General features: G+C 60.6%; 6 protein-coding genes. 3 read left to right on the top strand and 3 right to left on the bottom strand.

Translation table 11 applies throughout. The features are described 5' to 3' along the window. Positions 1–88: 88 nt before the first annotated feature. From VJR68_RS13575 to VJR68_RS13565, 3 genes are all read left to right on the top strand, one after another. Positions 89–1105 carry an IS110 family transposase gene (locus VJR68_RS13575; protein WP_324148444.1) on the top strand — a complete coding sequence of 339 codons (1017 nt, stop codon included), beginning with the start codon at positions 89–91 and terminating at the stop codon, positions 1103–1105. Positions 1106–1776: 671 nt separating this feature from the next. Beyond that, positions 1777–3540, top strand: a complete 1764-nt coding sequence (locus VJR68_RS13570) for an autotransporter assembly complex family protein (RefSeq protein WP_324148442.1) — start codon at positions 1777–1779, stop codon at positions 3538–3540. Between the two features lie 11 nt (positions 3541–3551). After that, on the top strand, positions 3552–7331 hold the full coding sequence (locus tag VJR68_RS13565) for a translocation/assembly module TamB domain-containing protein (RefSeq protein ID WP_324148440.1): 3780 nt from the start codon (positions 3552–3554) through the stop codon (positions 7329–7331). Positions 7332–7632: 301 nt separating this feature from the next. Here VJR68_RS13565 and VJR68_RS13560 read toward each other — a convergent pair whose 3' ends face one another. The 3 genes from VJR68_RS13560 to VJR68_RS13550 all read right to left on the bottom strand — a co-directional run bounded on the left by VJR68_RS13560 (position 7633) and on the right by VJR68_RS13550 (position 12389). Further along, positions 7633–8388 carry an FkbM family methyltransferase gene (locus VJR68_RS13560; protein ID WP_324148438.1) on the bottom strand — a complete coding sequence of 252 codons (756 nt, stop codon included), beginning with the start codon at positions 8386–8388 and terminating at the stop codon, positions 7633–7635. 41 nt (positions 8389–8429) lie between these two features. Next, entirely contained in the window at positions 8430–10706 is a 2277-nt protein-coding gene (locus VJR68_RS13555; protein WP_324148436.1) for a hypothetical protein, read from the bottom strand. A gap of 222 nt (positions 10707–10928) precedes the next feature. Continuing rightward, entirely contained in the window at positions 10929–12389 is a 1461-nt protein-coding gene (locus VJR68_RS13550) for a DHA2 family efflux MFS transporter permease subunit (RefSeq protein ID WP_324148434.1), read from the bottom strand. Between the last annotated feature and the right edge of the window lie 289 nt (positions 12390–12678).

Below are 12678 nucleotides of genomic sequence, written 5' to 3'. Positions count from 1 at the left end.
CACCCTGAATACTCATGTCGCCGCCTCCTGCGCTGGCGGTACGTTAGAAGCTCCTTCAGCTCAACGTCGTTCGCGACAGGAGGCAGCTATGTCACTTTACGCAGCTATCGATCTGCATTCCACCAACAGCGTATTAGGCGTTCTGGATCAGGCCGGTGAGCCGGTGTTCCAGCGCCGCTATCGCAACGAGCTTGCACCCTTGTTGGCCGCTTTGGCTCCCTATCACAGCGAGCTCAGCGGCGTGGTGGTTGAGTCGACCTACAACTGGTACTGGTTAGTCGATGGATTGATGGACCATGGCTATCGCGTGCATCTGGCCAACACCGCCGCGATTCCGCAGTACGCCGGGCTCAAGCACGGTGATGACGTCACCGACGCCCTTCACTTGGCCGAACTCCTACGGCTAGGCCTGCTGCCCGAAGGGTTCATCTTCCCGCGTGCGCTACGTGCGGTACGCGATCTGATGCGTCGACGCATGCTGCTGGTTCATCAAGCCGTGCAACTGATGTTGTCGATTCAATCCACCTACTCGCGCCTTACTGGCCAGCGTTGGTCGGCCGATGCCATACGCCACCTGCAGGCGGCGTCATTGCAACAGGCGTTTCCTGACCCCTACACGCGTTACGGCGTGTTGCTGCAGTACAAGCATTGGCGTGCCCTGCAGGAGGACATCCAACACATCGAACATGGGGCGCAGCAGGCGCTGATCGATCCGGCTTTGCGCCAGCGCTTGTGCAGCGTGCCTGGCATTGGGCCGATCCTGAGTCTGACCATTCAACTGGAAACCGGTCCCATCGAGCGCTTCGCATCGGTGGGCGACTACGCCTCGTATTGCCGCATGGTGGAGAGCAAACGCCTCTCCAATGGCAAGCGCAAAGGACAAGGCAATCGCAAATGTGGTAACCGTTATTTGTGCTGGGCCTACATGGAGGCAGCTCACCACGCCAAGCGCCATTGCGAGTCGATCCGGCGTTGGCATCAGCGCAAACACGCACGCAAGCATCCGGTGGTGGCGATCAAAGCGGTGGCACACAAGTTGTCGCGCGCGTGCTATCACATCATGCAGGAGGGGACGACCTTCGACGTCACACGTGCCTTTCACTAATCGATTTGCCGGCCACTGCCAGCCAGACGTAGGTTTGGGCGTAAAGCCTCTACCCTGAATGGAGACGATGGCCGGCGCCCGCATGGTGTCAGGATCGCCCGCGAACCGAGCCAAGCAAGGTTGGGCCAAGGAAGAGCCCGCATCCCTGTGCTGCTATGTCTGCACGTGGACGGATGTCGCGGTGACCGATAGGTGTTTGGTGGCGGAGTGCCGAGGGTCCTGGTGACCTCAACCAGAAGGGTGACTGGCGCGAGACTGATCCGATGCCGGTCCGAAACGCCCTGGGAGTCGATACCTCCATGCATGCGGTGCGGGATGGTCAACCTTTTTGACGGGCCGCGATGGGTATGCGGGTCAGCAGAGGTCCAAGCCCGACTGTCGTCGCGCTTGGACCTCTGCGCTCAGTTTTTCTCATCACGGGCCGTCAAGGGTTCGCTCCGCTGCGCTTCGCCGGCGTAGCCGCCCTTGACGGCTTCCGCTATACGCCATCCCTGCTCCAGCACACTCTGTGAGAACCAGAGCCGGGACTCGCGTGCCTATTGACCTCAACGGCGAAATGGCAACCTACGTGCAACACGCACCGCGAAATAAGAACAGCCTTAATGCGCGGTGCACACCCGTCTCGCTAAGCTGACACTTGCGATGCTGAATCCAGGATGGAACCCTACTGCATGCGTCAGATTCGCCGCTATCTGAGCCTGCTCCCGCTATTGCTTGTCCCCGCGCTCGGCCACGCGGGCGTGCAGCTTGTGGTGGATGGCGTGGACGATCCGCTCAAGGCCGCCGTTGTCGCCGGCGTCAGCCTCTCTCAATATGCCGCGCGCGACGTCAGCGAGGCGCAAGCACATCGCCTTTACGATCGCGCCGATGCCGAAGCAGGCAACGCGCTGCGGCCGTACGGTTATTACGATGCGCATGTCACCGGCAAGATCGAACCGGCCGGCAAGGACTGGCGCATTACCTTGCACGTCGCGCCCGGCGAGCCGGTGAAAGTCACGTCAACCGATGTCCAGCTTGATGCTTCCGCCGCGGCGCTGCGCCCGATCCGCGCGGCGCGCCGCGGCATCGAGAAACTCAAAGGCCAGCGCCTGGACGACGACGCCTACGATGCCGCGCGCGATGCCCTGAACAACGCACTGACGGCCAACGGCTATCTCGACGCCAAGCTCACCGTGCATCGCGTGGAAGTGAACCGCGGCGAGCACAGCGCCGCCATTCACCTGGCCTGGAATGTCGGACGCCGCTACCGCTACGGGCAAGTGGAATTCGAAGGCTCGCAGTTCCAGCCGGATTTCCTGCAACGCTACGTGCCGTTCAAATCCGGCGACTACTTCGACCAGAACCAATTGCTCACGTTGCAGCAGGCGTTGAACAGTGCGGACTATTTCTCGGTCGTCAACGTGATTCCCGAAACCGACACGGCGAAGGACGGCGTCGTCGACATCAAGGTGCAGCTGGCCCCCGCCAAACGCCGCATCTACACCAGCGGCCTGTTTGTCGGCACGGATACCGGCGTCGGCGTGCGGGGCGGCATCGAATACCGTTGGGTCAATCGCCATGGCCACAAGTGGAAAAACGACATTGTGCTGGCGCAGCGGCTAAAAACACTGTCCAGCCAGTACACCATTCCGCTGCCGGGCGACAATCAACGCAGCCTCAACTTTGGCGCGACGTATCGGGATGCCAATACCATCACTTCGCAATCACGCACGCTCGAGCTGGTCGCCAACGAAAGCGAAATCTGGCACGACTGGATCCGCACGGTTGGCGTGCATGCGCTGACCGGTTCGTTCGACGTCGGCAAAACCCCGAACGAGCCGGAAAGCACGCCCGGCGTGGAACACGGCAGCAGCACGCTGGTTTACGCCGAGGGCTCGCTGAGTCGCAAGATGGCCGACAATTTCGACTTCGTGCGTCGCGGCTGGTCGCTGAATTTTGACGCCCGCAGCACGGTCGACAGTTTGCTTTCCACCGCGCGCTTCAGCGAAATCACCGCCAGCGGCAAATGGATTCATTCGTTCTGGCGCACCAATCGTCTGATTCTGCGCGGCGACCTTGGCCACGTATGGACCAATAATTTCGATGCGCTGCCGCCACAGCTGCGCTTCTTCGCCGGCGGCGATCAATCGATTCGCGGCTACCCCTTCCAGGGCATCGGCCCGGAAAACAGCTACAACCGCGTGATCGGCGGCAGCAGTCTGGTGATCGCCAGTGCCACCGTCGAACATTACTTCACGCCGCGCTGGGGCATCGCCACCTTTGTCGACGCCGGCAATGCGTTCAACGGCGTGAATGTGCATCCGAAAATCGGCACGGGTATCGGCGTACGCTGGCGTTCGCCGGTCGGCATGATTCGTGTGGATCTCGGCACGCCCATCAACGATGCACAACGTCACGGCGTGGAATTGCACCTCGTGATCGGGCCGGACTTGTAAGGGTTGCAGCGATGAATACGACACAACCCGCACCCCGTCCTCGCCGCCGCTGGCTACGGCTGATCGGCATCGTTCTGCTTACCTTCGTGGTGCTGGTGGCGAGCGGCCTCGGCTGGTTGCTATGCACCGGCTCCGGCTTGCGTTTCGCGGTGAGCCAAGCACAGGGTTTCATGCACGGCGCCTTGCAGGTGCAACAAGTGGAAGGGCGCCTGATCGGCCCGATCGATATCGGCTCGCTGCGTTATGACGACGGCAAAGGTACCGATGTCGTCATCACGCAGACGCACCTGGATTGGAACATCGCCGCCCTGCTCTACAAGCGCCTGCACGTAGTCGACTTGCGCGTCAGCCGAGTGGACGTGGCACTACCCGCCACGCAGGAAAACACATCCTCCAGCGGCTTCTCGCTGAAACCGCCGATCACACTGGTGCTGGATCGCGTGCACGTCGGCCCGGTCACGGTCAAGGAAGACGGCAAACTGCTGTTCGCCAGCGATCAACTGGATCTCGCCGGCAGCTGGACCCATAGCGGCATGACGGTGAACAAGCTGGCCTTGCGTGCACCGGATGGTCATGTCGATCTCGACGGTCAGCTGAGTATCGGCCGCCGCTATCGCGGCAAGGGCCATGCCGAGGCGGCGTGGAAGGTCGGCGATACCGACTATGCCGGGACACTCGACGCGCAAGGCAACGGCCGCAACGCGCAACTGCAGTTGTCCCTGACGCAACCGATGACCGCGCAATTGCAGATCGATCTGGACCAGCGCAAAAACAATGCATGGACCGCCAAGCTCGATACGCCATCGTTCGATCCCAAGCCACTGCTCGGCAACAGCTCGATCACGCGCATGGCCGCCCAGCTGCAAGGCAACGGCAACCAGCAAGGCGGCACCCTCACCGGCCAGCTCGATCTCAACCAATACCGCATCGTGCTGCAGCCGTTGCAGGCGAGCTTCGACGAGGATTTCAAGCAGCTGACCTTGCAGCAGCTGCAAATCGCCTCGCCACAAATCAAGGGCACATTGCACGCCGCAGGCACAGTCCAGCTCGATGCGCATCCGCTGAACGCCGATCTCGTCGTGGACTGGAAAGACGTCGAGTTGCCGGCCGATCTTGCCGGGCAAGTACTCGACAGCCAGGGGCGTCTTGCAGCCAAAGGCAGCGCGGAGGCGTATCACGCGGAAGGCGCTGTCACGATCGGACCGCCGGGCAAGCTGGCAAAGCTTGCGCTCAATCTGGATGGCACCTCGCAGCAGATTCAGTTGCACACGTTGAGCGTGCTGCAACCGCAAGGCAACCTCACTGCGCAGGGCACGCTTGCCTTGCATCCGGATCTTGCCTGGCAATTGCAGGCCAAGGCCGACAGATTCGATCCGGGCCAGTTGCTGGCCGATTGGCCAGGTTCGCTCAATACCGATCTCGCCACACAAGGCAAGCTCGCCGCCAACGGTCCGGACGTCACGCTCGAACTGCGCAAGCTCGACGGACAACTGCGCCAACGCCAACTGCGCGGAAGCGGGCATTTGCATCTGTCACCGAATCACGTGCTGGATGGCACGCTCGATCTTGCCTCCGGCAGCAGCACGATAAAACTGCAGGCACGTCCCGGCGACAGCAACGACACCGACGTCACGTTGGCCATCGCCTCATTGAACGATTGGCTGCCGCAAGCCGCGGGAGCACTCAACGGACAATTCCACATTCGCGGCAAATATCCCAAGCTTGCCGTCAACGGCAATCTGCAAGGCCAGTCGTTGGCCGTCGACAACCAGCGCGCGCAACAACTGCAATTGCAGGCAGACATACCCGACATCAGCAGCATCGGCGGCAAGCTGCAACTGCATGCGGCCGGAGCCGAACTCGGCGGACTGGCGTTCAAACAGATACAGGTAAATGGCCAGGGCACATCGGCTCAACACGAGCTGACGCTGGAGGCGCAAGGCGCGCCGCTGTCCGCCTCGCTCGCGCTGCGCGGTGCATTGAAAGGCAGCAACTGGAACGGCACGCTCTCCTCGCTCGTCCTGGACGTGCAAGGGCTGCCTCGCTGGCACCTTCAACAAGCCACGCCAATAGGATGGAACAACAGCAGCGCGAACTTGGGCGAGCTGTGTCTTACCGCCGGCGAGCCACTGCTTTGCGTCAACGGCAACCTGGATAAAGGCGGCAATCTCGACGCCGGCTATCGCCTGCATGCCGTGCCGCTGGCTTTGATCGCCAGCGCTGCCGGTAGCACCGACATGCCGATCAGCGCCGACGGCACGCTGGAAGGCAGCGGCAAACTTCGACGCACGGCGGCAGGTGTATTGACCGGCAATGCGTCGATCACGTCGTCGCAAGGTCGCATTACCTATAACGAGCATCCCGACCAGCCGTTGCTGTCGTACAAGGATCTCGCGCTGAATGCCACGCTCGCGCCGGACAATCAACAAGCCATCCTGCATGCATCCGTCAATGGCAACGGGCGTTTGGATGGCCAAATCGCCGTCACCGGCAAGCAGCAAACGCTGAGCGGCCAGGTCGGCTTGCATCTGGAAGACATCGCCTTCATCAGCCTGTTTACCGACACGCTCGCCAATGTCAAAGGACGCGTGGATGGCGACTTCAGGCTCGGCGGCACGCTATCCACGCCAGACATCACCGGCCAGGCGGCCGTCAACGGTTTTGCCGCCGAAGTACCCGATGCCGGCCTGAAGCTTACCGATGGCAAGCTCGTGGCAAGTACCCGCGATGCGCGCGTATTGAACATCGACGGCAGCGTGCAATCCGGCAAGGGCACGCTCGCCATCCATGGCACCGCAGGCCTGGATGCGCAGACATCCACGGCGATCACCTTGAAGGGCGACAACGTCACCGTGATCGACATCCCTGCCGCCAAAGTCGCGCTCACGCCAGACTTGCTCGTGCGCCATGATGCACAAGGCCTCCAGGCCACTGGCTCGGTGCGGCTGGATAACGCGGATGTAAACCTCGACAAATTGCCGGGCAGCGGCGCCAACAAGGCGTCTTCCGACATCGTGGTCGTCGATGAGCCGCAGCCTGCTGCCGGTAGCAGCTCGACGCCGATCCATGCGTCGGTCAAGGTCGATCTTGGCCAGCGTGCGCATCTTGTCGGCATGGGGCTGGATGGGCGTCTCACTGGCGTCATTACCGTTGACGAACGCCCGGACCGCGCTACCACGGGGCAAGGCCAAGTCAACGTCAGCGGCACATACAAAGCCTACGGGCAAAACCTGAATATCCAGCAGGGGCAGCTCCTGTTCGCAAGCACGCCGATCGACAACCCCGGCCTCAACATCAAGGCCATCCGCAGCTTGCAGCCTAACGCCACCATCAACGAAGGCCAGCAGGTAGGCCTGCAGATCACCGGCACCGCCAAGCGCCCAGTGCTTACCGTGTTCTCGAACCCGGTGATGGATCAATCCGATGCGCTTTCTTATCTGATTACCGGCAAACCCATCTCGCAAGTGAGCAGCGGTGGCGAAAGCAATATGGTGAATGCCGCGGCGCAGGCGCTGGGTTCGGCCACCGGCAATCTTCTGGCGAAGAGTATCGGCAGCAAGCTTGGCATCGAGGATATCGGCGTCAGCAGCAGCGAAGCCTTGAATGGCAGCTCTGCGTTCACCGTAGGCAAATATTTGTCGCCGCGGCTTTATCTCAGTTACGGCATCGGACTGTTCGAGCCGGGGCAGGTCATTACGCTGCGTTATCGCTTGAGCCGGCGTTGGAATTTTGAAGCGCAGAATGCGACTGACTTCAATCGCGCAAGCTTGAATTACCGCATCGAAAAGTAGGATCCGCAAACGAGAAACGCCCGCCGCCATGCCCGATCCATGGCGACGCTGGGATTTCATCCCAGCCTACGGGCCTTAAGGTTTTTGCTGTCACCGTAGAACCCCAACCCGTCATTCCAGCGAAAGCTGGAATCCAGCGACTTTAAGGTTGAAAAGGCACTGGATTCCAGCTTTCGCTGGAATGACGAGCAAAAGTGTCCGGCTAGTAAAAACCTTAAGTTCGGAGCATTGGGCATAGCCGGGGGACGCACCTCAATACTGAGTTAGTGCCACTGTCCTTAAGCCAACTCGCAACACTGAATTACAGCTCGTGACGCTGCTCCAGTTCAAAACGATTTTCCACCGGCGAGGCGATCACGTTCTGCTGCACGCAACCCGGAAAGATGTTGGTGCTTTCGCCGGCATGGTTATCCGCGTTGTACAGATAAGGCGTATGCGACCAGCAACGGTAACCCAGCTCCTTGATCGCATGCACTTCCGCTTCCACGTGTTCAATATCGGAAAGACGGTAGTAGATGACCGGCCGGTGTTTGCGAATAGTTTCAGCTGCGCCCTGCAGCAGATCGATCATGCTGCCCGGCACGTTGATCTTGAGCAGGTGCAGGTTTTCGAGCTCCAGGCCGTCGACGGTGGTGGTAACGACGGTTTCGTCCTGCTCGCCGTTGTGCAGCTTGCCGCCCGGCAACGTGGAAAACGGCAGTTGTGCATCGGAGCGGCCTAGCCAGCGCGAATGCGTATACACGTTGGTGAGCTGATTGATCGCCACGTTTGCGCACAACTGCTGGAACGGCAGACGGCGCGGCTCGGCCACGTGCACGGCACCTTCCTCACCAACGGCCTGCGCAAACCACAAGGTGTGCGCGCCGTATTCGCCGCCGAACTCGAGCACGCTTTGTCCGTCCTCGATCAAACCGCTCAACAAATTGAGTTCCTGCTCGGCCCACTCGCCGTAGCGTTGCAGCGAGCGGCTCACTGGTCCATTCGGAGCGATGGCAGCCATCATGCCGTAGCGCGTTGTCCACAGCCGCGAATCAGAAGGTTTCTTGTGAGTGTTCATGGTGAAGTCTCTCGATAAAGGGGATAACTAAGGGGAATCGACTAGCGCATGGCGCTTGCAATGCTGAGTTGCCGCATCGTTTGCTGCCGGGCAACGCGTTGCTCCGGCTGGGGAGAAACCTGGGCCCATTGCCTGCATGCTTCCTGCCACGTGGAAAGCAGCGCCGGCGTGGCGTGACCGCGGCGCCACGCGTGTTCGCACAACTGGCAGGCGCGTGCGAAATCCGCACTGCGCAAATAGGTCTTCGCCATGCGATCCAAGGTGTCCGGGTCTTTCACGCGCAAGGCTTCCAGGCGTTCGGCCAGCTTGAGGGCAACATCACTCCGGACATCCATGCCCGGCAGGTTTTCATACGCCCATTGCACCGCCAGGCGGCATTGCAGCGCTTGTTCACGCCAACGCGGATCGCTTTCGGCCACGAACGCATGCATCAAAGCATGTGAATAAGCCTCCTGCGCTTGCGCGGGTGGCAGCACGTTGCCGCGAGCCAACGCGATCTCCGCAACCGCCAACGCATGGTCTGCACGTGGGATGTTCTCGTAGCGCGCGTCGGCTAGCGCTTGCGCCGTATCCAAGCTATGCATGCGTGCGCCGCCCTGCTCGACCGTCGCGCGCTGGCGCAGCACTTCAGCACGCCGTTGCTGCGCGGCGTCAGCACAGGCAGGCAACTCACCGAGACGCAGGCAGACGGCCTCAGCTTCGGTGTAACGCGACAGCGCGGCATCACCCAACTGACATTGGGCCCAGAACATCAACACATCGATCCAGGCCAGCAGCACCGGCGGCTCGCCTTGTGCAAGCTGCGGTGCATACTGCGCCTGCATGGCACGCAACCAGAGCAGGCGTGCCGCACCTTTCTTTCGCTCGGCACGACGTAGATCGACATTCAGCCGCCGCGCTTCCCATGCAGCGCGGCGCTCGTAATCCGAGGCCATGCTCAAATCGATCCACTCTTCCGCTTCCGTATACAGCGCTTCGGCATCATGAAGATTGGCATCATCGGCACGCAGCAGCAGCGTACTGACCAGCAGCGACGGCAAGGTCAGCGAATGCGCATGGGTGAGGGCTTGGCGCAGCGTGCTTTCCCAGGTTTGCAACACTTGCGGCGGCAGGGCTTCAGTGGTCGTGCGCAGGATCTGCGGCAGATCGCTGTCGCGCTCGATCAGCAAGGCGGGAACATCGCAGGATTCGCGCAACGCGCAGTGCTCCAGCCGGTCGAACAGCTCGGCTAGCGGCTCGCTTTCGCTGACGGATTCCAGTATCGATTCAACGACACTTTGCGCGATGGGCGGTTCTTCTTCTGCATGCTCGGTGGCATTGGCGGGTTGAACGGATTCCAAAGTCTCTGCGGATTTCATGTATTCGCCAGATTCATCAGACGACACCTCAACCTTCCGCAATATCTGCTCAAGCCGCGATACAGGGAGAAAGTCGATCGGCGAGTCCACGGCCCACTGCTCGGGCGCATCGAATTTCCCCGGCGAATAGCACCAATCCAACCGCGAAAACGGCATGCGCCCGAGATCGCGATGCGCAGACTCGGGCAACGCGCCAGCCTCAGTCACGAGGGTAACTATCGGTTCGGGCCTCATCGGTGATGCATCGTCTGTTACGGGTGAAATTGGGGTTTCAACACCTTTCTTCGCTGGCGCAGAGGCAACGCCGCCTCCGAGCAGCTCATCCATCTCGGTGGCGGGTGCGTGGCGCATAGCCATCCGAAGTCGACGATGACGGCGGCTGTCAAACATCAAGGCCAAAGCCAAACCGGCGATGACCAGCAATGCAACGCTTCCCAGAAAAAAACCCCAATGAAATCTGGACACCAGACTTTCATCGGAGGGCGTGGCCTGCGGAGGCATCGGGGCAGGCATCATGTCCTGATTCGTTGCTGCGCGATGGGTATCAGCAGGTGGTAAAAACCCAAGCGAAAACGAAGCTTCGCCAATGACTCCTTCGAAACCTGGTGCAAGACGCGTAGAAGCGCCACCGGCGGATACTGCGTGCACGGCCCGCGCGCCCGATACAACGTGATCTTTCAGCGTCGCCGCCAATGGCGTGCTGATGGCTTGCCCTGCATTCCGCGTTTCGCTTGCTGCACCGTATGGACTTCCGTCCGCACGCAGGTCAGAAACCTTCGTTGTTTCCGGCAATGCCGACTTGTCCAACGCGCGATGACCGCATGCGATCACACTCACGCCCATCAGCATCAGCGCAGCAACGCCACGCACACGCAGATAGATCGTCGACCCGCGCCGCATCCGGCACGACACGGTCGCGAGCTTTGCCAGCATGTCTTTGGCGTTGCGTTCCGAGGTCATCTTCGCCGTCCTGGGGAACCCCTGATGGGCACGAATCATCGCATGGCGCGCAACAACGATCTGCGCGCCTATGCCGTTATGAACGTGAGGATACGCATGCAAAGACAGCAGCAAGATAGGATTGGTACGAAAGCGTCCTCTTTCTGGCGCTTTCGTATTCCGTGCGGAGCGAATCCCTGAACAACGAACACGTTGCTTCTGCGTAACAACAGCAACACATGCTTAATGCATGGCAGCAGCCTGCTCACTTCCCACCGCCGATGCCGTACGCAAAAACACCGCCCCCGCCAACGCGCCCAGCACAGCGAAACAAGCGCCCACCAAAAAGGCCAATTGATAACCGGATGTTAGCGCCAGCATGTTCGTGCCATCCGCTGCTTCCACGGCTTGCGTGCGTGCCGCCGCCAGGCTCGCCAGCACCGCCAACCCCAGCGAGCCGCCCATCATGAAAGCGGTATTCACCACGCCCGATGCCAATCCGGATTCCGACGGCCCCACATCGTTCATCGCCGCCAACAACACCGGATTGAAAGCTACCCCTGCCCCAACACCGAGCAACACCATGCCGGGCAAGATGTCAGTGAGGAAATGACCATGCTCCGAAGCACGCGAAAAGAGCAGCAGGCCGCATGCGGCTAATGCAAGGCCAGCCACCAGCGGTCGGCGAATGCCGAAGCGCATGACCAATTTGGCCGAAAGCCCCAGCGAAAAAACCGCCATGATCAAATTGGCAGGCAGAAAGGCAAGGCCCACCTCCATCGGTCCATAGCCCAATACCAACTGCATATACAGCGCAGACAGGAAGAACCAGGCGAACATCGCCGCCGCCCATAGCACGCCGACGATATTGGCGATCGTCAAATTGCGCAGACGGAACAAGCGCAGCGGCATCAATGGCGTATGCACGCGCGCCTCCAGCCACAAGAAAAGCACCAGCAACACCGAAGCCAGCACCAACTGCCCCACCGTGCGCGCCGAAAGCCAGCCGACCTGATTGCCGTTGACGATGGCATACACGGCCAGCATCAGCGCCGCTGTCACTGTGACAGCGCCCCACACATCCAGATGCCTTGAAACGGCCGTTCCGCCAGCCGCCGGCAACAGCCGCAGCGAAGCCACCATCACGCCGATGCCGATCGGCAGATTCACCAGGAACACCCAGTGCCAACTCAGGCTGCTGGTAAGCACCCCACCCAGCATTGCGCCAAGACTGCCTCCGCCCGCGCACACGAAACCGTAAACACCCATGGCCTTGGCGCGATCCTGTGGATCGGTAAACAGATCCATGATCAAGGACAGCGCCACTGCGGTAACTACAGCACCCCCAAGCCCCTGCACCGCGCGCGCACTCACCAGTGCGATCTGCGTGGTGGAGAGTCCGCAAGCGAGTGAAGCCAAGGTGAAGGCCGCGATGCCGATCAGGAACAAGCGGCGATGTCCATACAGATCACCCAGGCGGCCACCCAGCAAAAGAAAGCCGCCATAGGTCAACAGATAAGCATTCACCACCCAGGCCAGCTCGGTATCGCCGAATTTCAGATCCACTTTGATGGAGGGCAAGGCGACGTTAACGATCGTGGTATCCAGCACGATCATCAGCACACCCAGGCACAACACGATAAGGGCAAGCCAGCGGCGATCAGGATGCATGGCGGTGTGAGGAGAATGTCCGGCGTGACTCATCAGGATGTCCTTGCGATACAGGCGTAAGAGTTTGCTCTTCTACTCGTCGAATGAGGAAGGGTGGAATCGACATCGCGCCCAGCACCACGGCCGGGCCTTGCAGGCTGGGATGAAATCCCAGCTTCTTGGGCCACGGATGCTGGGATTGCATCCCAGCCTTGTATTGTTCTCTTACCCGAGTCAACCACGGTCACAGCAACCGGATGCCGCTCCCAGCCTTGGTCCAAATCCGTGGCGTAGATTCAACACCGGTTGCTGTTCTTTTTCTTGCTTTCGTTCGGACAGTATC

Origin of the sequence: Dyella sp., assembly GCF_035277725.1 — a bacterium.
Taxonomy (GTDB): Bacteria; Pseudomonadota; Gammaproteobacteria; order Xanthomonadales; family Rhodanobacteraceae; genus Dyella_B.
This window is presented reverse-complemented; position numbering and strand designations above follow the sequence as displayed.

Excerpts from the sequence above, each read along its gene's own strand:
- VJR68_RS13560 (WP_324148438.1), bottom strand. The coding sequence starts at position 8,388 with ATGAACACTCACAAGAAACCTTCTGATTCGCGGCTGTGGACAACGCGC.
- VJR68_RS13565 (WP_324148440.1), top strand. The coding sequence starts at position 3,552 with ATGAATACGACACAACCCGCACCCCGTCCTCGCCGCCGCTGGCTACGG.
- VJR68_RS13570 (WP_324148442.1), top strand. The coding sequence starts at position 1,777 with ATGCGTCAGATTCGCCGCTATCTGAGCCTGCTCCCGCTATTGCTTGTC.
- VJR68_RS13575 (WP_324148444.1), top strand. The coding sequence starts at position 89 with ATGTCACTTTACGCAGCTATCGATCTGCATTCCACCAACAGCGTATTA.
- VJR68_RS13555 (WP_324148436.1), bottom strand. The coding sequence starts at position 10,706 with ATGACCTCGGAACGCAACGCCAAAGACATGCTGGCAAAGCTCGCGACC.
- VJR68_RS13550 (WP_324148434.1), bottom strand. The coding sequence starts at position 12,389 with ATGAGTCACGCCGGACATTCTCCTCACACCGCCATGCATCCTGATCGC.